Annotated in this window: 22 protein-coding genes; 4 read left to right on the top strand and 18 right to left on the bottom strand. The window is 48.4% G+C overall.

What is annotated here, in order from left to right; translation table 11 throughout:
• Positions 1-14: 14 nt before the first annotated feature.
• On the top strand, positions 15-782 hold the full coding sequence (gene mazG, locus DDZ15_RS07695; protein ID WP_109646486.1) for a nucleoside triphosphate pyrophosphohydrolase: 768 nt from the start codon (positions 15-17) through the stop codon (positions 780-782).
• A gap of 255 nt (positions 783-1,037) precedes the next feature.
• Positions 1,038-2,207 (top strand): citrate/2-methylcitrate synthase, encoded by a 1,170-nt coding sequence (locus DDZ15_RS07690; protein ID WP_109646485.1) that lies wholly within the window; start codon positions 1,038-1,040, stop codon positions 2,205-2,207.
• A gap of 171 nt (positions 2,208-2,378) precedes the next feature.
• On the opposite strand, the gene DDZ15_RS07685 is transcribed toward DDZ15_RS07690, so the two are convergent.
• A complete protein-coding gene (locus DDZ15_RS07685; protein WP_109646484.1) occupies positions 2,379-4,760 on the bottom strand; it encodes a T9SS type A sorting domain-containing protein in 2,382 nt (793 codons plus the stop codon).
• Between the two features lie 244 nt (positions 4,761-5,004).
• Here DDZ15_RS07685 and corA point away from each other — a divergent pair, with 244 nt between their 5' ends.
• Positions 5,005-6,144, top strand: a complete 1,140-nt coding sequence (corA, locus tag DDZ15_RS07680) for a magnesium/cobalt transporter CorA (RefSeq protein WP_109646483.1) — start codon at positions 5,005-5,007, stop codon at positions 6,142-6,144.
• A gap of 49 nt (positions 6,145-6,193) precedes the next feature.
• On the opposite strand, the gene DDZ15_RS07675 is transcribed toward corA, so the two are convergent.
• The 17 genes from DDZ15_RS07675 to greA all read right to left on the bottom strand — a co-directional run bounded on the left by DDZ15_RS07675 (position 6,194) and on the right by greA (position 22,513).
• Positions 6,194-6,508 carry a phage integrase N-terminal SAM-like domain-containing protein gene (locus tag DDZ15_RS07675; RefSeq protein ID WP_109646482.1) on the bottom strand — a complete coding sequence of 105 codons (315 nt, stop codon included), beginning with the start codon at positions 6,506-6,508 and terminating at the stop codon, positions 6,194-6,196.
• Positions 6,509-6,619: 111 nt separating this feature from the next.
• On the bottom strand, positions 6,620-7,141 hold the full coding sequence (locus DDZ15_RS07670; protein WP_109646481.1) for a DUF2480 family protein: 522 nt from the start codon (positions 7,139-7,141) through the stop codon (positions 6,620-6,622).
• 131 nt (positions 7,142-7,272) lie between these two features.
• The gene (locus tag DDZ15_RS07665) at positions 7,273-7,608 is read right to left on the bottom strand and encodes a HesB/IscA family protein (protein ID WP_109646480.1); all 336 of its coding nucleotides are present in this window, start codon (positions 7,606-7,608) and stop codon (positions 7,273-7,275) included.
• A 56-nt stretch (positions 7,609-7,664) separates the two neighbouring features.
• Complete coding sequence (locus DDZ15_RS07660; RefSeq protein WP_109646479.1) at positions 7,665-8,216, bottom strand: NifU family protein; 552 nt, start codon at positions 8,214-8,216, stop codon at positions 7,665-7,667.
• Between the two features lie 15 nt (positions 8,217-8,231).
• The gene (locus tag DDZ15_RS07655) at positions 8,232-9,476 is read right to left on the bottom strand and encodes a cysteine desulfurase (RefSeq protein ID WP_109646478.1); all 1,245 of its coding nucleotides are present in this window, start codon (positions 9,474-9,476) and stop codon (positions 8,232-8,234) included.
• Between the two features lie 15 nt (positions 9,477-9,491).
• Positions 9,492-10,811 carry a Fe-S cluster assembly protein SufD gene (gene sufD / locus DDZ15_RS07650; RefSeq protein WP_109646477.1) on the bottom strand — a complete coding sequence of 440 codons (1,320 nt, stop codon included), beginning with the start codon at positions 10,809-10,811 and terminating at the stop codon, positions 9,492-9,494.
• On the bottom strand, positions 10,811-11,584 hold the full coding sequence (gene sufC, locus DDZ15_RS07645) for a Fe-S cluster assembly ATPase SufC (RefSeq protein ID WP_109646476.1): 774 nt from the start codon (positions 11,582-11,584) through the stop codon (positions 10,811-10,813). Before sufC ends, sufD begins: the two co-directional genes overlap by 1 nt.
• Positions 11,585-11,729: 145 nt before the next feature.
• The gene (gene sufB, locus DDZ15_RS07640; RefSeq protein ID WP_109646475.1) at positions 11,730-13,172 is read right to left on the bottom strand and encodes a Fe-S cluster assembly protein SufB; all 1,443 of its coding nucleotides are present in this window, start codon (positions 13,170-13,172) and stop codon (positions 11,730-11,732) included.
• A gap of 335 nt (positions 13,173-13,507) precedes the next feature.
• Positions 13,508-14,494, bottom strand: a complete 987-nt coding sequence (locus DDZ15_RS07635) for a phosphotransacetylase (RefSeq protein WP_109646474.1) — start codon at positions 14,492-14,494, stop codon at positions 13,508-13,510.
• Positions 14,495-14,697: 203 nt separating this feature from the next.
• Positions 14,698-15,558, bottom strand: a complete 861-nt coding sequence (locus DDZ15_RS07630) for an EamA family transporter (protein ID WP_109646473.1) — start codon at positions 15,556-15,558, stop codon at positions 14,698-14,700.
• On the bottom strand, positions 15,558-17,300 hold the full coding sequence (locus DDZ15_RS07625; protein ID WP_109646472.1) for a hypothetical protein: 1,743 nt from the start codon (positions 17,298-17,300) through the stop codon (positions 15,558-15,560). The genes DDZ15_RS07630 and DDZ15_RS07625 overlap by 1 nt, the downstream gene beginning before the upstream one ends.
• A gap of 22 nt (positions 17,301-17,322) precedes the next feature.
• The gene (locus DDZ15_RS07620) at positions 17,323-18,534 is read right to left on the bottom strand and encodes a hypothetical protein (RefSeq protein ID WP_109646471.1); all 1,212 of its coding nucleotides are present in this window, start codon (positions 18,532-18,534) and stop codon (positions 17,323-17,325) included.
• Positions 18,513-18,968 (bottom strand): NUDIX hydrolase, encoded by a 456-nt coding sequence (locus DDZ15_RS07615; RefSeq protein WP_242978934.1) that lies wholly within the window; start codon positions 18,966-18,968, stop codon positions 18,513-18,515. Before DDZ15_RS07615 ends, DDZ15_RS07620 begins: the two co-directional genes overlap by 22 nt.
• A 4-nt stretch (positions 18,969-18,972) precedes the next feature.
• Complete coding sequence (locus tag DDZ15_RS07610; RefSeq protein WP_109646470.1) at positions 18,973-19,917, bottom strand: UDP-glucuronic acid decarboxylase family protein; 945 nt, start codon at positions 19,915-19,917, stop codon at positions 18,973-18,975.
• A 53-nt stretch (positions 19,918-19,970) separates the two neighbouring features.
• A complete protein-coding gene (locus DDZ15_RS07605; protein ID WP_109646469.1) occupies positions 19,971-21,308 on the bottom strand; it encodes a UDP-glucose dehydrogenase family protein in 1,338 nt (445 codons plus the stop codon).
• 152 nt (positions 21,309-21,460) lie between these two features.
• On the bottom strand, positions 21,461-21,871 hold the full coding sequence (locus DDZ15_RS07600) for a four helix bundle protein (RefSeq protein ID WP_109646468.1): 411 nt from the start codon (positions 21,869-21,871) through the stop codon (positions 21,461-21,463).
• 171 nt (positions 21,872-22,042) lie between these two features.
• A complete protein-coding gene (gene greA / locus DDZ15_RS07595) occupies positions 22,043-22,513 on the bottom strand; it encodes a transcription elongation factor GreA (protein WP_109646467.1) in 471 nt (156 codons plus the stop codon).
• Positions 22,514-22,708: 195 nt separating this feature from the next.
• On the opposite strand from greA, the gene DDZ15_RS07590 reads away from it, so the two are divergent.
• Positions 22,709-23,236: a TrmH family RNA methyltransferase gene (locus DDZ15_RS07590; protein ID WP_109646466.1), complete on the top strand. Its 528-nt coding sequence runs from the start codon at positions 22,709-22,711 to the stop codon at positions 23,234-23,236.
• The last annotated feature ends 26 nt before the right edge of the window (positions 23,237-23,262 follow it).

Here is a 23,262-nt window from a genome sequence, read left to right as displayed (position 1 = left end):
TTTCCGGTAACTGAATGAAACCATCATCACAATTTGAAGACCTGGTAAAGCTGATCGCCATTCTCAGAAAAGAGTGTCCATGGGACAAAAAACAGACCCATCAATCCATTAAAGACAATCTTATTGAAGAAGCGTATGAAGCTGTTGAAGCCATTGAAGAAGAGGATTTTCCGGAATTAAAAAAAGAACTCGGCGACCTGCTTTTGCACGTCATTTTTCAAAGTAAAATGGCTGCTGAAACGGATACGTTCACCATCGATGACGTTATCTACTCCATCTCTGAAAAACTGATTCGGCGTCATCCCCATGTATTTGACGATACCCATGCCCGCGGTGAAAAAGAGGTAGCCACAAACTGGGAAGCCATCAAGCTTAAAGAGGGCAAAAAGTCTGTACTGGACGGCGTTCCGCGCCATCTTCCGGGCCTGATCCGCGCACAGCGCATGCAGGAGAAGGCATCAAATGTGGGATTCGACTGGACCGAATGGGAGCTTGCATGGACAAAACTGAATGAAGAGATCGACGAATGGCGCGAAGCTGTGGAAAATCAGTCTATCGCTGAACAGAAAGATGAGTTCGGAGATTTACTATTCAGCCTGGTCAATGTAGGACGCTTGCTGGGTCTTCATGCGGAAGAGTCTATACGCCTTGCCAATAAAAAATTTGACACCCGTTTCAGGTATATCGAAGAGACGCTCCGCACTCAGGGCAGATCCATTGTGGAATCCAACCTGGATGAAATGGATAAACTCTGGAACGAAGCCAAAGAGCTAAAGCTCTGAGAGCTTACGATTCTTTACAGGATACGGGTTGAAATTACTTCTAATTTCCCCGTCTGTTTTGTATTTTTTCTGTTCTGTAAAGTTTTTCATTTCTGCGTAAAACATATCAGAACGACTGCAATCCGGAACCGATAGGATTTCATAAAAATCTGCCCCCTATCTGCTTCTGCAGCGTTGCCTTTTGAGCGAGGCGGTTTATAGAACACGCAGTGGCAGGGATAAAAAAATTAACTATATAAAAGACAGCGAATACGAATGGCGCAGCACAACCTGGAACAAATTGACAAAACCGAGTATCCCCATATCAACAAAGGCCTTGACGGCATTGTGGCCTTCTCGACAACCAAGAGTTTTATTGACGGTAAAAGCGGAGAACTGATCTACTCCGGCTACAATATTGATACACTTGCAGAAAACGCTACGTTTGAGGAAGTCTGTTTCCTTTTATGGAACGACAGGCTCCCCAATCAACAGGAGCTTGAGAACCTCAAAAATGAACTGATCTCGCAACGCGAGCTGCCATCACCTGTTCTTGAATACATTAAAACCACAAGCAAGGATGCAGAACCCATGGCTGTGCTGCGATCAGCCGTTTCCATGCTGGCAGATTTTGAAAAACCGGATACCGGATCCGGCGATGAAGAATCAATACACCATGCGGTTTCAATTACAGCGCAGATGCCTACAATTATTGCCGCATTTGACCGCGTTCGCAATGGCAAAGACATTATCGCTCCCAAAAAAGAAGGCAGTACGGCATTCAATTTCCTATACATGCTGAATGGCGAAGAGCCGGGCGAAGCGGCGGAAAAAACCATGGACCTATGCTTGATTCTCCATGCGGAACACGGCATGAATGCTTCCACATTTACGGCAAGAACCATCTGTGCAACAGAGTCCGATATGTTTTCGGCGATCACAGGAGCGATCGGTGCCCTGAAAGGCCCTCTCCACGGAGGTGCCAATACGGCTGTCATGAATATGCTTCTGAACCTGAAAGAGCAGGGAGAAAAGGCCGACCCGGTGGCTTTCACCAAAGAAAAACTGAGCCGCAGGGAAAAAATCATGGGTTTCGGGCACCGTGTATACAAAACGTTTGACCCCCGTGCGTTTCACCTTCGAAAAATGTCGAAAAAACTTTCTGAGGAGACCGGTCAGCAAAAGTTGTACGAGTGGTCTGAGGCCATGGTTAAAACCATGAAGGAAGAGAAGGATATAGATCCGAATGTAGACTTCTTCTCTGCAACGGTGTACTACAGCATCGGGATCAAACCGGACCTCTATACCTGTATTTTTGCCATGAGCCGTATTTCGGGCTGGTCGGCGCACTACATGGAACAGGCAGCCAATAACCGGCTTGTTCGTCCGCGGGCACTCTATATCGCTGAGAAAAACCTGGATTGGACCCCGGTCGAAGACCGTTGATACTATCCATTATCAGAGAATCCGGCTTTAAGCTTGCCCAGGCAGACTGATACCTGGTGAGTTCTCTCTATTCCGGTATCGCAACACAGTAAAGCGGCCTTTCACGGGCGTCACCTATTCCGCCCGGAAAGACCGCTTCCCGTTGAGCTGCCCTAATCTCAAAGTCCGGTGTTATTTGATCAACACCATAGACCTTGTCTTTGTAAAGTTCTGCGTTTGCAGCCGGTAAAAGTACACCCCGCTCGACAGGCTCGATGCATTAAACGGAACAACGTACTCACCCGCCGACTGAGACTCCTCTACAAGTGATGCCACTCTCCTGCCTGCTGCATTATAAATGTCGATACGCACCTGAGAAGGTACCGCCAGCGTATATCGGATGTTGGTGGCTGGATTGAACGGATTCGGAAAATTCTGCATCAGCAGGGTTTTTTCAGGTATTTCGGTAACTGGACCAACTGAACCGCCGTCACGGGTCTCACTGATCGTTACATGCTCAAGCGGTGTCATCTCCCTCCCGTTCAGGGCGGTTACCCTTATCAGCTCTGCGCGCGCCCCCTGATGCAAGTCACTGAGAGCCCTGATTCGGATTTCCGCCAGAAGGGACACCGGCTCATCTGAACTCATAACACCGCGATATGCCACCGAGGAGGAGATTCCTCCATCATTCTTCAGGGTAAACTCCATAAGTTTACCGCTTTCTCTCCATTGCCGGCTCCATTCTGCCCCTTCTGCCTGTACAACGTCCCAGTCCTCTTCTGCTGCATTGCCAAGACGAAGCCTCACAGACACCCCGCTTACGGGAATCGGTTCGTCAGAAAATATGAAGAAGCTTTTCTCCTCACCGGCATTCAGTTCTCCAACTTCCAGCGAAGCCATGGGCGTACCCTGTAAAGATTGATTTCCCCCAATACGAGACTCTCCGAAGTGCAGGCCAATGGGTAGCAGGTCGTTCTGATTAACAACACCATCGCCATTAGCGTCCGCATAGGTGGCCTCTATGGGGATCCAGGCTTCTGCATCCCTGCCAGTCCATGCACGTGTAGGGTAAACGGGTAGCGGACCCCTGCTGTTCCAATAGGCTGACAGGGGAAGAACATCCTGTTCGTCAACCGTCTGGTCGTTATTTGTATCGCCGGCCCAAACCTCTGTCCGGGCTGCACCGGGATTTGTACCCGATATTCGAATATCATCGATACGGTTCGACCCGGTTGTCACGATCGAATCACCATCAACCCTGAAATCAGATGTCTGAAGCCAGCGAACATACAGGTCGGGTGCATTATCGGCAAAATCTGGAAGTGGTAAATTTTCGACTGCAGCGTCGTTAAAGCTGGTGGTCATGGTAAGGGATCCCCCCGGTACGTCTGACCACAGAGTACCGTCAGTACTCACCTGAATCTGAAAGTCGCGCGGGCTGCTTGACGTACCCGCGTGTTTCGAGGAAAGCTGAATATCATCCAGCCCTTCCGTTGATACCCGGATAAGCCAGTACTTCGGGTTTTCCGGATCATACCCGCTCCACCCGCTTGCGCTTGCCGCCCTTCCATCCGCTCCGGCTGCAAAGCCCGGGCTTCCGGCACCCGTTACCGAGATCGCAGATCCGTCATTTTGAGGTATTGACTCAGTTACAGTCAACCTCTCATCGTCAAAATTCCATGCAGCAATGGTATAGCGAAATGGCGGCTGATCGAAGAGAGTAAGTGAAGCGGAGGGGTTGGTCGCTGCATTCCAGAAATCCCCGATACCTCCGTAGAAAAACTCACTGTTTGTATCCAGCTCGGCTCTTGCAGCCACATAGTAGGTGCCAACGGGTGTCAGCAGCGCTGCCTCCGCCTCGTATTGATAGAACGACTCTGCCGAACCCGTATACTCCATGATCCGCCAAACCGATTCATCCCATCCGGCAGGATCCGTATCTTCACTGTTCAAACCGATCCATACAGTCAGTCGCCCTTCATTGCCATCCGATGAGGTTATACCCGAGGCAAAAAGCTCGGCAGTCGCAATAAACGAGTCACCTTCCGTAACCTCAATTGCAGCCGGAGTGGTCAACCTCACGTGTGAAATTACCTCTTCAACGTCAACAGAGGCATCGGCAATTGCATTGTGATCAATCAACTGATCCAGGGAGTTCACAAGCTCGGAATTTTCAAACCGAATCAGTGTCTCACCCGAAGCTGAATACCTGTTAACTTCAAAGAGAATGCTCATCATCTCACCCGGTGCAGCAGCTGCAAGTGGTGAGGTTCTTACTGCCGATGCCCCGATCCGGCCGGCAGACAGCTCATTCGAAATACTAAGGCCGTCTGAAAAAATACCGGTATGGCTGGCACTGATAAAAGTAAGAACATCCGGATCGTATACGATTTCAGCAGAGAAAAAATAGGCATCTTCCGGACTGTCAAGAGATACCAGTACCTCAACCTGTTCACCCGGTCTGTATAGCGGTTCTGAGACATTAGCTGAAACAGCCGCCTGCGCATAACAAAATGCCGGCATCAGAATTGTCACTGCCGGCAGAATCAGATATAAATATAGCTTGTACCCCATATAGATCACCTCTTGTTTGATTGTTTGAATTGAATATGGATTCTCTCTTAATCTTGTTTAAAATAGCGCCTGTAACTCGTTGTCACTGTTCATCATCACATAAAAAAGCTCTAAAATTTCGCATCAGACCTGCTGGCTGCTGCCACTCATACCGAAGCCCGGGACGTGCCCGGTTTCATAGTTTTCCGATTTTGTTGCATTTTCGGTACACGCAGGTACTCCTATATTTCAAAAAACACACTCTATGAGCCGCAAAGCCACATCCGGACATGCCGCAACAAGCCTCTTCAACCGAAAGCACCTAAAACAGGTGGTACGGAAAAAGCCGGGCGGCGTGCCGGGCACCCCCGTCCATACTGGAGCGAAGCGGGTCGAAGACATTCAGATGATTGTTCATGACTTTGATGAGGATTTCTACGAAGCCATTCCCATAACCAAAATCGAAAAGTCTGAACCGTACCTCACAAGTAAATCAAAAACATGGATTCAGGTGAACGGACTGCATGATGTTGATAAACTGAAATCCGTTTGGGAGTACTTCAGCCTGCACCCTCTTGTTCAGGAAGACATTGTAAGTACCACGCAGCGCCCCAAGACCGAACTCTACCCCGATCATATGTACATGGTACTCAGGCTGATAACAGACAAACAAACTGCCGATGGGCCTGTTGATCTCCACACAGAGCAGATCAGCATCGTCCTGGGTACCAACTATGTTCTCTCATTTCAGGAAACGGATGAACCCGTTTTTGCCCCCATACTGAAAAGGCTTGAAATGTCGACAACCCGCCTTCGCAGATATGGTACGGATTACCTTGCATATGCGTTAATTGACGCGGTTGTTGATCACTATTTCAATGCTCTGGATCATATTGGTGAATCCATCGAGCAGACCGAAGATCTCATTATTTCCGGTGACACTGACAGACAGATCCAAAGAATTCATTCTCTCAGGCATGACCTCGTTTTCTTCAGAAAATCCGTATGGTCCCTCCGTGATGCGCTGAATTCACTAATCCGTGACGACGTACCGCTCATTTCTCCCGAGGTTAAACTTTTTATTCGCGATGTATACGACCATGCCTCCCAGGCCATTGACAGCATCGAAACCAACCGCGAAATGGTATCCGGCCTGTACGAAATGTATATGTCTACACTCAGCAACCGGATGAATGAAGTGATGAAAGTGCTCACCATGATTGCAACCATTTTCATCCCCCTAACTTTTATTGCCGGAATTTACGGCATGAACTTCAATACGGACATGAGCCCGTATAACATGCCCGAACTGAACTGGCAGTACGGATATCCATTTTCCATTGCACTCATGGCCGCTGTTACACTGGGACTTATTTACTTCTTTCGGCGGAAGAAATGGCTTTAACCCGGCAGGCTGCGGCTCCATTTGCGACTACGGTTGTTACGTTTCGCAATCAGGCCGGAATTCTGAACTGATCCTCCGTCGGGTAGCTGTTATCCTTGTCACCGTTAGCCTTTATGATCTTTTCAAACAGAAAAGAAAGGGCCGACTTCGCCTGCAGGATTTCAGCCGCCGGATACTGCTCATCTTTTTTCAGGTTAGCGATGAAATAATCTGCCTGCCAATCCATAAGCTGCCGCGAATGCGTAATGGATAACTCTTTCAGAAATTTTTTCACCCACTGCCGTATCGCTATTTCCGTTCGATACTCTGCTCCCTTTCGTCTTAGCTCCACCCGTAAGGTGGACAGGATCTGTGATCGGTTCATCTGATATCTCCCCTTTTATTTGTATGATCCCAAAAACAGAGATTCCTTACAGAAAAGATTCAATTTTTTTATTTCATGCGGGGAAACTATCGCCCAGAGGACGCGGCGGGGCTATGACCCTTTCGGGGAACGCGGCTTACGGTACACCGGCACGTTGGAACAGGCTTCTCCGTACATTAGTTTGGAGACATGGGGAAGGAGTTGCTTGGTGGCTTTCATGTAAATGGAGGGGGGCACATTGATTTTACTGCAGCCTTTTAAAAGTACAAATTTGTCACTGTATTGAGACCAGTCGAATCTGTCAAGGCGCTCTTTTAATACGGTTTCCGTCACATCATCCCGGGTACCGAAAAGAACGTCGGCCGCCAGGTTCTGTAGACTGCTTACCACAAGCATGTACGCCCACTTGGGAATGATTGCATCGGTTGAGCAAAAAACCGCAACATAGCTGTCTTTATATTGTTCCCAGTCATGATTTGAGATATTCTCCCGGTACTCTTTCTCTTTGAGAATCATTCCGTGGAACAGGAAGTCCTTTAGGTCGAGCTCCTTCACTGAAATATCTGAGGCAAATTTTTCAAGATCCACCGTTTCCAGCCTGGACTGTTGAACTTTATTTACTATTTCAGACATTTTTTAAAGTAGTGAGTCGTGTGTTTTGGGTATCGGGAAGTTCATTGCTGAAGAATCGGCTGAATGTGATTTTGAGTACAAGCATTTCATCTCAATACTCAATACCGGAATCTCGATACCCGATACTGGGTTTACAGAGAAAACGATTCGCCGCATGAGCAGCTCCGAACCGCATTCGGATTGTGAAAGTGAAAACCCTGGCCGGTCAATCCGTCGGTATAATCCAGATTTGTGCCTGCGAGATACAGAAAGCTTCTCATGTCAACAACCATTTTGACGCCATGATCTTCAAACTGCTTATCCTCTGCAGTGATCTCCTTTTCAGAGTCAAAATTCAGGTCGTATGTGAGTCCGGAACAGCCTCCGCTTACAACGGACACACGCAATGGAGTATCAGATGAGATATTCTTCTCTTTCCTGATTTCTCCAATCCGTTTGGCTGCTCTTTCGCTGATTGTGATAGACATGAATGATCCTGCTTGCTGCTGTTGCTTGGGTTCACATTACGTGGTGAATATTCCTGCTATACAGAGATAACCTGAATTTCAGGGTCTATTCGTTTTACCATGCTTTCAATGGCATAAAGTGTACCGGAAGTAGCCGTAGGACAGGTTCCGCAGGCGCCCTGGTAGTGCACTTTCAGACGATTGCCATCCAGGCCGATTATTTTCAGTCCTCCGCCGTCGGCAAGCAGATACGGGCGTACCTGTTCATCAAGCATTTGATTTATCTGCTTCAGGCGTGGATCTGAAGTTTCCTGAACTTCCCTGGTGGCATGTACCTCATCATCTTCTGCAACATCAAGCTGCGGAGTTGCTTCACGGATTGGCGGAGCAAGTTTTCGGAGCAGTTCGCTCCAGACAGCACCGCCGTCCTGCGTTACAGTGATATACTTGTCAACATAATAGACGTTGATCACATGATCGATGCTGAACAGTGCTTTTGCAAGCTCATCATGCTCTGCTTCCCCGCTGTTCTCAAATGAGCGGGTTACACCGTTGGTCAGAGGTTCGGCCAATACAAAGCGCATGGCGTCCGGATTCGGTGTTCGTTCGATTTCTTTTATTTTTGGCATAATACGTTGTCTTTTTTATTCAAAGAATGACTTGGCATAGTGGATGCCGTCAACCAATCTGTCAATATCCTCTGTTGTGTTATAAAACGATACAGATGCCCGTGTTGTTGCCGGCACGTTAAATCTTCTCAGGATTGGCTGCGCGCAGTGATGGCCCGTTCGCACAGCGATTCCGCGTTTATCAAGAATTGTGCCCAGGTCGGACGCGTGAATGTCATCAAAAACAAAGGAACAGACTGACGCACGATTTGATGACTCGCCTATCATCTGCAGCCCTTCAATTTCTCTGAGCCTTGATACGGCGTAATCCACCAATTCGTATTCACGATTGGCGATCTGTTCCATACCGATCTCATTCAGGTAATCAATTGCGGCGCCGAGGCCAATACCTGCAGCAATGGGAGGCGTTCCCGCTTCAAACCGAAATGGAACCACATTGTACGTCGTCTCTTCAAAGCTCACTTTGTCGATCATGTCGCCCCCACCGCGATACGGTGGCATTTTGTCGAGCAGGTGTTTTTTACCGTACAATATTCCAAATCCCGTGGGACCGCACATTTTGTGTGATGAAAATGTAAAGAAGTCACAATCGATATCCTGCACATCTACCGGCTGATGAGGAACGGACTGAGCACCGTCAATAACAACCACTGCATGATGCTCATGGGCTAGTGCCGTAATCTCTTTAACCGGATTCACGGTTCCCAGCGCGTTCGACACATGGATAACGGAGACTATTTTCGTGCGTGGGCCCAAAAGCTCTTTGTAGGCTTGCATATCCAGCTCGCCATTGTCAAGTACGGGTATGACCCTGATCACGGCTCCTGTTTTTTGTGCAACCATCTGCCAGGGTACAATATTGGCATGGTGCTCCATCTCCGAGAGAATGATTTCATCACCCTTCTGAAGATTTTCCATCCCGTATGAGTTGGCCGCCAAATTAAGCGAATCCGTAGTCCCGGTTGTGAATACAATTTCGTCTGATGAAGATGCACCGATAAACTGCTGTACTTTTCTTCGGGTCATTTCAAAGGCGTCCGTTGCCTTTTGGCTTAACGTGTGAATGCCCCTGTGTACATTGGCGTGTTCGTTGCGATGGTATGCATCGAGACGATCCGCAACCGAAACAGGCATCTGGCTCGACGCAGCATTATCAAGATAGACGAGCGGGTGCCCGTTTACCTGCTGGTCCAGTACGGTGAAATCTTTCCGTATCCTGTCGAAATCAACTTTCGGTATGGCGGCTGTGGGTTGGGTCATCTGTTGTTGCTATTGCTAAACCGGTACTTTCTCTGCGGTGTTTGCTTTTGTATATCTGTACACTTCATCAATCAGCAGCTGATGGACGGAGTCTACCTTCATATTTTCAATCGTCTCCAGGGCAAATGCATACGTAAGCACTTCCTTGGCTTTCTCTTCGGTCATGCCCCGGCTCTGGAGATAAAATACCTCTTCAGGGTCCAGCTGCCCGATAGTTGCTCCGTGGGAGCAGAGTACGTCATCAGCGAATATTTCAAGCTGCGGCTTGGTGTTTACAAGCCCGTCATTTGAAAGCAGCAGGTTTCTGTTCTCCTGAAAGGAATCAATTTTCTGCGCGTCTTTTCTGACAAAAATTTTGCCATTGAAGATGCTGTGTGCGTTGCCGTTTACAACTACCTTGTGCAGCTGGTGGCTGTTGGCGTGAGAAAACCTGTGATCCATTACGGAGTGCGTGTCGGCTACTTGTTCGCCGTCGATCAGAACCAGTCCGTCGAGTGTAAAGTCCACTTCCTCTGCTTCCTGCACAACCCTGGGCTCATTCCTTGAAAGAGCCGCTCCAAGCGTAATGGTGTAGCTGTGATACTCCGAATTCTTTTCTACGTAGGCAATCGGACGCGATACGTGAAAGGCTTCCGTGCTGTCGCGCTGGATGCGTACGTGGTGAATATGGGCACCCTCCATGGCTTTAACTTCACAAACGGGAATGGTCAGGTATGTATTCTGGGCAAGTCCGATATGGTCTTCGATAATTGTGACATCCGATCCCTTTTCTGCGACAACCAGCATTCTGGGCGCAGCTATATACGCTTTGCCCGCATCAGTGTACAGATTCAAAATCTGTATGGGGGCTTCAGCCTTTGCGCCCTCTTCGAGATGGATAAAAGCACCATCCTCGAGCATAAGATTGTTGAAGGGGACGAAAACGTCATCTTCGTAATTCACCAGTTTATTCAGGTACTGCTCTACCGCACCATGGTCTTCAAATTCGGCAAGATTGCCGACCGTAACGCCCTTACCCAATCCGCCGATGGATGAGTATTTTTCATGGTAGCGGCCGTTGATAAAGACCAGTCTGCTGCGGTCTGATTCCGGTATGTAATACTGCTCAATATCGGCAGCTGGAAGTGTTCCGGCCTCATTTATCGGAAAAAAATCTGTCCTGGACAGCGGCTTCAGGTCTGTAAATCTCCACTCCTCAATTTTCCGATGAGGAAAAGAGGCGTGATTCAGGGTTTTAAGCCCTTCCCTGCGAATTTCTGACCAATGATCATTTTCCGGCGCATTCTTGGCCAGCCGGTGCAAAAAGGATGGTTCAATGTCTGTTGGATGTGCCATTAACTTGCTTCTCCGTTTACGGTTGCGTGTGCTTCGAGCCAGTCGTACCCTTGCTCCTCCAGTTTGAGAGCAAGCGTTTTGTCACCGCTTTTTACAATTTTGCCGCCCATCATAACATGCACAAAATCGGGCTCAATGTAGTTTAACAGACGCTGATAGTGAGTAATTAATACCACGGCATCCTCGTCTCCGTGCAGTTTGTTGATACCGTCCGATACAATTTTAAGCGCATCGATATCCAGTCCCGAATCGGTTTCGTCAAGCAGTGAAAGGCGGGGCTGAAGTACGGCCATCTGGAAAATCTCGTTTCGCTTTTTCTCGCCGCCTGAAAATCCTGTGTTAACGCTTCGTTCAAGAAAATCAGGTTTCATCTGTACCAGGTCGAGCTTATCCTTGATATAATCGTCAAACTCGAGCGGATCGAGTTCTTCACGTCCTCTCGATGCCGCAATGGTATTGTAGGATTCCCTCAACAGAGTGGTATTGGTAACACCCGGAACTTCAACCGGATATTGGAAGGCCAGAAAGATTCCGGCATGTGCCCGCTCATCGGGGTCCATCTCAAGAACACTTTCACCATCATAAAGAATGTCGCCTTTGGTGACTTCGTACTCGGGGTGTCCCGCCACAACCTTCGAAAGCGTGCTTTTGCCGCTTCCATTCGGGCCCATGATGGCATGAATTTCCCCCTTATTTACTTTCAAATTGACACCTTTGAGGATCTCAATACCTTCACCCTCAACTTCTACATGTAAATCTTTTAATTCTAACACGGTTATTTCTTTTTTTTGATGTTTAAACGATTGTGATACAACATGTGATTCTTTCTGATCAAGCCGTACTTCGGTCTGAATATCATCTCAGTTTTCATGGCCTGATGCCGGCAGTATGCAAACCGGCTTCTTTCCTGCTGACCTGTTATCCAACACTGCCTTCAAGCTTGATGCCAAGCAGTTTGTTGGCCTCAACGGCAAATTCCATCGGCAACTCCTTGAGCACCTCTTTGCAGAAACCGTTCACAATAAGGGAGATGGCATCGTCCTCGCTGATGCCTCTCTGCTGAAGGTAGAAAATCTGATCTTCGCCCACCCTTGAAGTTGTGGCTTCGTGTTCGATTTTCCCGGTTGGGTTAGCCGACTCGATATATGGGAAAGTATGAGCGCCGCAGGTTTGTCCGATCAGCATGGAATCGCACTGGGAATAGTTTCTGGCGTTATCGGCCTTCTTGCTGAACTTCACCTGTCCGCGATAGCTGTTGTTGGATTTACCTGCAGAGATACCCTTGGAGATGATCGTGCTCTTGGTGTTTTTACCCAGATGGATCATCTTAGTACCCGTATCGGCCTGCTGCATTTTGTTGGTTACGGCCACAGAGAAAAATTCGCCCACCGAATTGTCGCCCTGAAGAATGACGCTGGGGTATTTCAAGGTAACCGCCGATCCGGTTTCAAGCTGTGTCCAGGAGATTTTGGAGTTGTCGCCCCGGCATGCTCCTCTTTTAGTTACAAAGTTATAGATGCCTCCCTTGCCCTCTTCATCGCCGGAATACCAGTTTTGAATGGTGGAGTATTTAATTTCTGCGTTATCCATTGCAATAAGCTCCACAACCGCCGCATGCAGCTGGTGCTCGTCGTACATGGGAGCAGTACATCCTTCCAGATAGCTTACATGACTGTTATCCTCTGCGATAATAAGTGTTCTCTCAAACTGTCCGGAATTCATATTGTTGATCCGGAAATAGGTGGAGAGCTCCATCGGGCAGATCGTGTCTTTGGGGACATAGCAAAACGACCCGTCTGAAAAAACAGCGGAATTCAGCGCGGCATAAAAGTTATCGCGCGCCGGTACAACGGACCCCATATACTTTTTCACAAGCTCCGGATAATCCTGGATAGCTTCGGAGATGGAGCAGAATATAACTCCGGCCTCAGCCAGCTTCTCCTTGAATGTGGTAAAAATCGAAACACTGTCGAATACGGCGTCCACGGCAACACCCGACAACATTTTCTGCTCTTCGAGAGGTATACCCAGTTTCTCATATGTCTCCCGTATGTTGGGGTCCACTTCGTCAAGACTGTTGAGTTTGGGCTTATTCTTGGGAGCAGAATAATATTGCAGCGTATCAAATTTTGGCTTCTCATACGTAGCATTGAACCATTCCGGCTCTTCCATCTCGGTCCATGCTCGATAGGCTTTCAGGCGGAATTCTGTCATCCACTCCGGTTCACCTTTCTTTTCTGAAATCAAACGGACAACGTCCTCATTGATTCCCTTGGGAAAATCTTCGTATTCAACATCCGTGGTGAAGCCATACTTGTACTCTTCACCAATCATTGTTTCGAGAGCTTTCGTCTCACTCATTCTGACTGCAATTTTTTAATGTTTTCGCTTTGTTCGATCGATTAACACAAATCCGCGCCGACAAGTTCTGTCAAAACAAACGGATTTATAGGTAATGCTTATTTGGAATGAATAAATATAAGCAATATCAATACGATCTTAAAGCGGATTTGGCTGTGCTATAAGAACGGCATTTACCGTAAAAAGCTCCAATTGAAAGCACCTATAGGCGCGATAGGCAGGCTATGCCATATTTCATTTCACAAGCCGCCATAGCAAGTTCAAAACCGGGAAACAGTAAGAGTACCGATTCGAATGAGGTTATTTCTGAAAACGGCCGGTTTTTGCAATAAATCTTATGTAGCTGCCAGCAATGATGCCACGCAGGCAGTGTTCACAATATCATCCACTGAACATCCTCTCGATAGGTCCATTATCGGTTTTTGTAATCCCTGCAGCAATGGCCCGGTGGCACTTGCCCCTGCAAGGCGTTCCGTAATTTTATAGGCGATATTGCCGGCGTCCAGATTGGGAAAAATGAAAACATTTGCATCACCCTTCACATCAGAATCGGGTGCTTTCCTTTCTGCCACAGTTCTAACGGCTGCTGCATCAAACTGCAGCTCGCCATCCATTCGCCATCCCGTTTTTTTCGACTTAGCAAGACGAAGTGCCTCCGTTACCAGGTCAACACGTTCGTGCCGTGCACTGCCTTTCGTTGAAAATGAAAGAAATGCTATCACCGGTTCAACTCCGGTCAAAAGCTGATGCGTTTTCGCTGCGTCGAGGGCAATGGATGCAAGTTGCGGGGCATCAGGATACGGAACCACCCCGCAATCGGCATAGGTAAAGACACGACCGTCGGGCATCTCCATTAAAAATGAGCTGGATACCAGCTCAGAGCTTTCGGCAACACCAACGGTTCTCAGTGCGGAACGGATCACATCGCCTGTTGAAGCTACAGAACCTGCTACGGAGGCATCAGCCTCACCGGTATCCAAAAGCCAGCCGGCTGTATAGAGAGGATGTCTGCTCAGCTCCCTAAGCTGTTCTTCCTCTGGATTTTTATGCTTTAGTTTCTCTTTGAAATAGAGAAATTTCCGCTCGTCCTGTACGGGATCGGAATAGGTATTCACCTGCAGTGAGTCGGGCAGCTCCACCCCTTCCGTTTCAGCCAGTTTTTGAATACTGCTACGGTTACCGAGAAGAACCGGATCGGCATACCCGCCCGCTTTCAGCATAATTGCCGCCTTGATAACGCGGATATCTTTCTCCGCTTCGGGAAGAAGCACTTTTCTTTTTGTTTGGGATGCTCTGGAACGAATTTTGTCGATCTGACTCATGGTGAATATCTGTAAAATTAGATTAAAACAGGATGCTGCTCACAACAGCTTTTCTGAAGTTAAAAATATTCTGAACTGCATTATCAGGTAATCATTAAACCTGAAGCGGTTTTTGTATTCGAAGCTGATTAACGTCAGTTCGATATAAGAGGTTGAACCGAAAAAGTCACTTTCCCCTCAGTGATCTTCTCGGGAAACTCACGTTAAATAAGCAACAGAATTGAAATGAGTGTGAACACAATGCCGGCCCACTGAAACGGCTTCAGCCGGTCGCCCCACCTCAAAATACCCAAAAGTGTTGCACCCAACACGGTTATCACGTTAACTGCACTGTACACCACCGCGCCATTCATCCTCTCAAGGGCTTCAATCAGGAAAATCGACGTATAAAGATTTGGAATCCCAACTGCTGCACCCATCCATAAATCATGCCTGTTGAACCGTACGTCCCTGCGCAGAATCAGCACCCCCATACCGATTAAGAAAGCCGTCAAAAATACCACTCCCATAAATTGCTGCTTTGCCCAGATATCGGAAAAGTCCGATTCATATATTTTTAGCGCAGCGTCACCTACGCCTGTCCCAATAAACAGAAGTACAAGAAGCCATCCCGCGCTGAAAGGCTCACGAAGCAGTTTGCGTTTATTGGGCAAAAGCAGAAAAAGAGTTACAAAAACCAGCATCACTCCAACCCATTGAATCGCGCTGATATACTCCAGATACCATAGCGTTGAAAGCAATACGGGAACAATCAGTGAAATACGCATCGCTGCAACGCTGATTCCCACACCGTTGTGATTTACGGACTTGCTGTAGATAAAAAAGTTGGCTATAAAAATGAACCCGGTAACCGCTCCAAGAAGTACGGCCGCAAGGGAGTCATTTTGAGCAAAATCAGGAATTATTGCAGATTCGGTTGTGGCGAAGGCTGTAACCGTAGCCACAAAATAGTTCACCGTTAGAACTTTTACGGTGTGAATTTTCCTGAACTCTGTAACCTTCAGAAGGTGCGCAATCAAAATCGAGAAGGAGGAACTGAGCAGAATGTAAATCCATCCACTCATCAGTCGGAGATTTGGAGGGTAAGATTTCCGTATGCCTGGATTTCCTGGGGTCGGTCGTGCAGCCTTCTCGACATGTAGTCCACGTTGCTGTCAAGATGGTTTACCAGGTCTGATAGTCTGGTTTTTCTCTGCTGAAGGGCCTCTGCCCAGTAGTAGGCGAATATGTGATGGCGCATATTTTCACTATTCATACCTGAATACAGGCCTGACTGCTGCCCCGGGCGGTTGCTGAACACAATGGCTGAATTCGGAAGCATTCGCAGAAGCATACCTGATGCCTCGCTGATCAGTGAAATGAGCTCCCGTTCCGAACTATTGCCATTCGGGTCTGTCAGGTAATCAAGATCGATAAACAGGTACAGGGTTTCCGGCGACAGGTCTGCAATCTCGCTGAATAGTTCCAGCAGTGGAATCTCACTCACCTCGCCCGCACGGTCTTCATATACCATTACCACCTCGCGGCCTGAAGCACCTGTGCGTATATCCGCAAAACCTGTGACAAAGATATACAATGACCCGCTGTCGAACATGGAACCGGCCGTTTCACTCAAACGAAGCAGTTCGCCGCCTCCCCTTTCTCTGAATGTATGAATCTCGCTCTCTTCAACCTGGAACGCATTTCTGCTGTAGTGCCTGTAAAGATCATGATCGCGGCCCAGGTACTGCCGGGCTCCTGCCTGATTACCTATTCCATTGGTTACGATAAGTGCCTTATCAGACGGATTGGACTCTTTCAATACCGGAACACCGCTTTCAACGTCAATTCCGCCAAATGGTATCTCCGCAAACTCATAAACGAGAGATGATTCACTGCCGGAAAGCGCCATCCATTTTCGTTCTCCCGCATCATCCCTGATATACGCTTCCGTATTTTCGTATCTCACCCTGTACCAGCCATCTTCACCCTCAGCAAGGATCTGCATTTGACTGTCACGCCCAACTTCTGAAACCACATTGATTTCTGAATCCTCAGCTGATGAATGGAGAGTTGCAACGGGTTGTGTTATTCGAATGAAGGGTGCCATAAACTGATCTACGCGCACATTTTCAGCATATTCGCTGCCGCCATACTCAATCAGCACGTTGACCTGTGAATCTCCCTGAATCTCGTCGCCAAGATCTCCCGATAGCGATGCGAGATTAATTTCGAGTCCGTTTTCAGGCAATGCAAGGTCGGTTTCACGGAAAAGAACACTGTCGAGGTATGTTATGGATACAACATCAAGAACTCCCGATTCAACACCCGGTATTGATGTGGAGTCGACCAGTACTTCAACACCGCTGCGCCTCATCAGCTCCGACTCGCCAGTGTAAATGGGGTCACCGGATGGCTGTAAATTTACAAATGAAAGTATCCCGAGAACTCCCCCGGTCACATTAAGAATCACTTTTTGTGATCTGCTCACATCAGTCAGAATGGTATTTGAATTGGCAGCCGCGAAGGCGAAAAGGGTTCCTGCAAGGCCCAGTAACATAAACCCCCATCTGGGCCTGTACTTTTGAACGGTTCGTTCCATTTCGACCCTGAGAGGATACTGCTCCTGAATAACTTCATACGGGGTATAAAGCAGCACAGGATTCTCCGGAGTAGGTTCTCTCTCCAGAACGAGGATATTTGTACGGTCAACGATTTCCGGTTCTGCACTGCTGTCGAGCGCAAACTCATCGGTAACAACCCAGCGGCTGGTCGTACAGGATGCGGTCAGGAATAGGAACCCGGTAAGTAAGAAAATGACTCGCATGCCTCAATCCGATTCAGTCGGTTCAAAATGAAAAAATGGCTCCAAATCCAAACAAGTGCCTGAGCCTGAAAGCATCCTGCATACCCGGTTCGGACAGCCAGAATGGTAGTTCATAACGCAGAACAAAGCCGCGTGGTTTACCCAGATAGTCAGGAATATTCAGCGACAGCGAAAATCCGGCTCCTGCATCTGCAAAAAGCGTTGAATTGTCGCTTTCCAGCGATCTTCCGGCATCCATAAACAGGTAGGATCCAAAGCTTGTAAATTCTGACACATAGGGGATCCGCCTGAAAAGCATTCCAATTGGGTTGGGATAGTCAAACTCTGCATTCACCGAAACAAACGATTTGTAGAGTGCAGGTCCTGCAGCTTCTGTAAATGATTCAATATCCTGGCCCGTATATCCTCTCAAATTGGGTCCGCCGGCAAGATGAAAGTTTCCGCTTTCTATCCAGGGCTGCGGTATGGTGCCTTTTGCTCGGGTGATGCCCGATTCTATGGATTCAATCGAAGGCTGTGTGCTTCTGGAGTACAGATATTCAGGATCCGCATCCGAACCGGCTGCACCCAGAAATCCCCTCAGCCGGAATCCCCAGTAATCGTTGAATGGAATGTTCTGAATCGCTGCCAGTGATGCGATCGGGTAGAGTTCATTTAGATATTGCACTGCTGCCGATCCTGACAGGCTATACCAGCCCAGGGAATTGTCATCCTGCAGTTCCAGGTTGAGGTGGGTGAGCAGTTTGCTCTCCGTACCCCACAACCGGGGAAAGGCAGCGTACTCAAGGTCAAATCTTTTTTCGAACGTATTCAGCACCCTGACCTCGCGGTAGCGCCGTTCATCAAACCCCTGCTGCCAGCGCTTGTTAAAGGCGGCGCCGTGTATATGATATCCCGTTCTTATTGAACTGATCAGCTGTATACTTGCCTCACTGCCGTATTCCGACCAGGCCGGTATAGGCTCTGTGTACGAGATGTAATAGGAAACCGGAAGGTCCGGAAACCAGGTTCCAACCCAGAAGCCCGCATCCAGTCTGTGCGGTCCGTCTTCAAACGTTCCGGGTACCTGTCCCAGAAGCCTGACTCCCACGCGTATTCCGTCCACGTCATTATACCAAAGGTCGGGAGCCGGAAGAATTTCATAGCTTTTACTCTGACCCCGCACGTCAGCAGGCCAGATCAAAGCAGCCAGAATAACTGTAATAAATGATATCAGCGTAAGGGTACGAGCCACTCTTCAAGGATTTGATCGTGCATTAAAATGGATTCTGTTAACTCAACAAGACGTTTTTGTTCCGGCCAGTGAAGATTTTCCACAGCCTTAGCGGAATCAAACCAGCTGCATGCAGTGTGCTCATCATCCAGAACAGGCTCTGAAGAGTGCAACAGTTCGGCTGCAAACGCCGGAATGTGATGAACAGTGTCTGTCTTGTACTCATAAAATGTATTTACCGAGGGGATCGTCCAAAATCTTTTTGGCGCGAGGCCGGTTTCCTCCATCAGTTCCCTCAATGCTGCCTGCCAGGACGTTTCTCCGGACTTTACCTTTCCTCCAACCATTCTCCACTGGCCGTGGTATATTTTTCCCTTTGCACGCCTGAGCAAGAGAAATTCAGGGCCGTGATCGGTCAGGCGGTAGGGATATAGATCAATCAGGCGCTTCATCATGCAATCACAACTTTCCGAGTTGTTCCTTAAAGTAATCCATTGTCCTGCTGAGTCCCTCCCTTCGGTCAACCTCAGGATACCAGTTCAGTAGCTTTTGGGCTTTTGAAATATCCGGTTGACGAATTTGTGGATCGCCCTCCGGAAGATCCTCAAAAACAATTTCACTATTCGAGTCTGTCAGATCCAGTATTTCACGCGCAAACTCCAGTATTGTTACTTCCTGAGGATTGCCAAGGTTTACCGGTTCGGTTTCATCACTTTCAGCCAGCCGTACAATTCCCTCCACAAGATCATCCACGTACGTAAACGAACGCGTTTGCGAGCCGTCACCGAAAACCGTCAGAGGCTGATTTTGGAGTGCCTGCCGGAAAAAAGTGGGCAAAGCCCTCCCGTCCCGAAGCCTCATCCGCGAACCGTAAGTGTTGAATATTCGCACAATGCCCGTTGGAATTCCGTGGTAGCGGTGATAGGCCATGGTCATGGCTTCCGCGAAGCGTTTGGCTTCATCATATACGCCCCGGCTGCCCGTTGGGTTCACATTTCCCCAGTACGACTCTTTCTGCGGATGTTCGAGCGGATCCCCGTACACCTCGCTGGTTGAAGCGAGTACAAATTTTGCATTTTTTGCCTTCGCAAGGCCCAGAGCCTTGTGCGTACCCAGCGAGCCCACTTTCAGCGTCTGAATGGGCATTTCCAGGTAGTCTATGGGCGACGCAGGTGAAGCAAAGTGCAGGATCAGGTCCAGGTCGCCTTTGACGATAATGAAGTTGGTTACATCATGCTTAATAAAACTGAACCTCTCCTTCCCGAAAAGATGCGCAATATTTGACTCTGAACCGGTGACAAGGTTATCCATACAGATAACATCCCACCCATCGCTGTGATATCTGTCACAAAGATGTGATCCGAGAAACCCGGCTCCGCCTGTTATGAGAATTCTTCTGGACAATATGATTTGGTTCTATAGGATATCCGGTCGGTCAACACCTTTCCGGCATATGGTTACTCTACACCAACTGAAGGCCGCCCTACACTAACGTAGATCAAACCGGCATCTTTTGCGCGCTTCAGGTCATAGAGATTACGTCCGTCAAATATGACCGGGGTTTTCATCATTTTGGGGAAACGATCCAGGTCCGGCCTTCTGAACTCATTCCACTCGGTGCAGATCACCAGCGCGTCAACTCCTTTCAGCACTTCATCCCGGTCGGTGGTGAACTCCATCGCCTCCAGGGCGACCGATGTGGCCGCCGCCTGAAACGTCTCGTTGGCCTCCGGGTCGTAAGCGATCATCGTTGCACCGGCTTTGGCCAGGGCATCGGTGATGTAGAGTGCAGGAGCCTCGCGCACGTCGTCGGTCTCCGGCTTGAAGGCCAGTCCCCATACGCCAATCCGCTTGCCGGCCAGGTCCCCGTCGTAGTACTCCTTCATCTTCTCCACGATCGACACCTTCTGCAGCTCGTTCACCTTCATCACCGAATCCAGGATCTTGAAGTCGTAGCCGTACTGGCCCGCCGTGTGGTGAATGGCCTGCACATCTTTCGGGAAGCAGCTGCCCCCGTAGCCGATGCCCGCAAACAGGAACCGCTTGCCGATCCGAGAATCCGTTCCGATCCCGCGGCGCACGTTGTCCACGTCGGCGCCCACGCGCTCGCAGATATTGGCAATTTCGTTCATAAAGGTGATCTTGGTGGCCAGGATGGCGTTGGCCGCATATTTGGTCAGCTCCGAGCTGCGCTCATCCATGATGATGATCGGGTTGCCGCTGCGAACAAACGGCTCATACAGGGTTCGCATTGCGTCGGCTGCCCGCTGCGTGCCGGCTCCCACCACCACTCTTTCGGGCTTCATGAAGTCCTCCACTGCGGCCCCTTCGCGCAGGAACTCCGGGTTGGAAACCACATCAAACTCCTCGTCGGTTTTGGCCGAGATCGCCTCGCGAACCTTGTCGGCCGTACCCACAGGCACGGTGCTCTTGTTCACCACCACCCGGTAGCCGGGATACTTGTTGAACAGCTCGCCCAGGTCGTCGGCCACATTCAGCACAAAGCTCAGGTCGGCCTGCCCGTCGGCCCCGGGCGGGGTGGGCAGGCAGAGAAACAGTATTTCGCTCTCTTTAAACGCCTCCTCCAGCGAGGTGGTAAAGCGCAGGCGGTTCTCGCGAATCGAGCGGTCGAACACGCGGTTCAGCCCCGGCTCATAAATCGGCACCTCGCCCTTGCGCATGCGCTCCACTTTTTTCTCGTCAATATCCACGCAGATTACGTCATTGCCGCTGTCTGCAAAACACGCTCCTGATACAAGGCCTACATAACCGGTTCCTACTACTCCTAATTTCATTTCTAAATTTTATTCGATTTAAGTTTTGTCGTAATTACGTGTTGAACGTTACAAGTTAAAGGTTAAATGTTGATCATAATCAATCTAATGATCCAATCGTCAATGCCTTCAAACTTTGACATGTAACGTGTATCCCAAAAAAATCTGCATGATTAAACATCATACCCAAATCCGGCTTCCTGTACACGATCATTCGACTCATATTTTTCTAAATACTGAATGAGTCGCAATGTTTTGGATGAAATTTTTTCACATTTCTGACGAAGATCATTGAATTCAGCTTTCGAGATATAGTTCTGATCCAGTGCTGCGTAGAGCACAGAACGAGTTTCACCGCAGGATCCCTTGGACCTTCCCAAATAATCGATAAAAAGCTTCACTGTACGGCTTTCAAATCCTTCACTTATGTTATTCATCACTCCAACAGAGGAACGTCGGATTTGATCCTTCAAACCGTAGTCCTTAGAAAAAAGTGCCTTATTCGAAATTTCATAAATCATCGCTACAAGCTCACGCGCAAGTTGCCATATCTCTAAATCTTCGAACCTTTTCGCGGTTGACATGCTTAATTCAAGTGATTCATTTATTAATCTTTTGGACTCGGTATTACAATTTGAAGAATAAATGTTAAATGTTCTCTTTCTACACGCTGATGAATCAACCATCAAAAACCTTTAACTTTCAACATTTAACCTTCAACAATCCTCAACCTAAACCTCAACCTAAACCTCAACCTACCGTTCGATTTTTTGAATTTTGAGTTCAAGCTTACCCGCCGGAACATCCACGGTGAACTCTTCTCCCACTTCGCGGCCCAGTATGGCTTTTCCGATGGGGGAATCAACCGAAATCTTACCTGCTTTAAAATCTGCCTCATCTTTCGAAACAAGGGTGTATTTCATCTCCTTCCCCATTTTTTGATTTAAAATGGTAACCGTCGACAGCAGATACGCTTTGGAAGTGTTAATATCCTTTTCATCAATTATGCTGGAAGTGGCAAGCGTATTTTCGAGTTCTGCAATCTTTTTTTCGAGGTGCCCCTGGGCTTCCTTGGCAGCGTCATACTCTGCGTTTTCGCTCAGGTCGCCCTTAGCGCGAGCTTCCGCAATCTCCTCGGCAATTTCTTTTCTGCCTCTGGTTTTAAGATCTCTCAGTTCTGCATCCAGTTTCTCGTATCCTTCCCTGGATAGATAATTTTTCTTCATACCTTATATTCCGGTTCAACTTTCATAAACAGAAAAAGCAGTTTTCACTGCTATTTTCCTTTGTTTTAATAAATATCTTAGCTCGGTAAAAATAGGGTGTTCATGGCTGTTTCCCAACCACTTTTTTAACCGGGAACTACATATCATCCGATAATTTGATCCGCATCAAAACACTTTCAAAGAACGGCACACGGCTTGAAGAAACTGACCACTCGCGAGATACTTGAAAAAAACCTCAAACGAACTTCACCTTTGGGAAGCCATTTCATTTTGTGGATGCACAATATCCGCAGTCTGCATAATGTCGGCGCCGTATTTCGCTCTGCCGATGCATTTGGCATTCGTGAACTCAGGCTGTCCGGCCACACTCCTGTCCCCCCGCGGCCCGAAATCACCAAAACAGCCATCGGTGCTGAACAGTACGTTGAATGGAAAGAAATCAATAATCCTGTTGAAGAGATCAATACTCTGAAACGTGCGGGCTATACCATTGCGGTTCTGGAGCAGACTGACCGGAGCACACCGCTGAACGAATGGACTCCTGAATCGGATAAAATCTGTCTTATTCTGGGCAATGAGGTGACGGGCGTGGACGACGAGCTGATAGAGTTGGCCGACCTCTCCGTCGACATTCCGCAGTTTGGCAACAAGCACTCCCTGAATGTGTCGGTTGCTGCGGGTGTGGCACTTTACGGTATTCTCGAAAAATTTTATTCAACCTGACTGGCTCCTACCCGGATCGGCGACTT

It is taken from the genome of Rhodohalobacter mucosus (assembly GCF_003150675.1).
Taxonomy (GTDB): Bacteria; Bacteroidota; Rhodothermia; order Balneolales; family Balneolaceae; genus Rhodohalobacter; species Rhodohalobacter mucosus.
The sequence above is the reverse complement of the archived record's forward strand: the minus strand, read 5'-3'. Positions and strand labels throughout refer to the sequence as shown.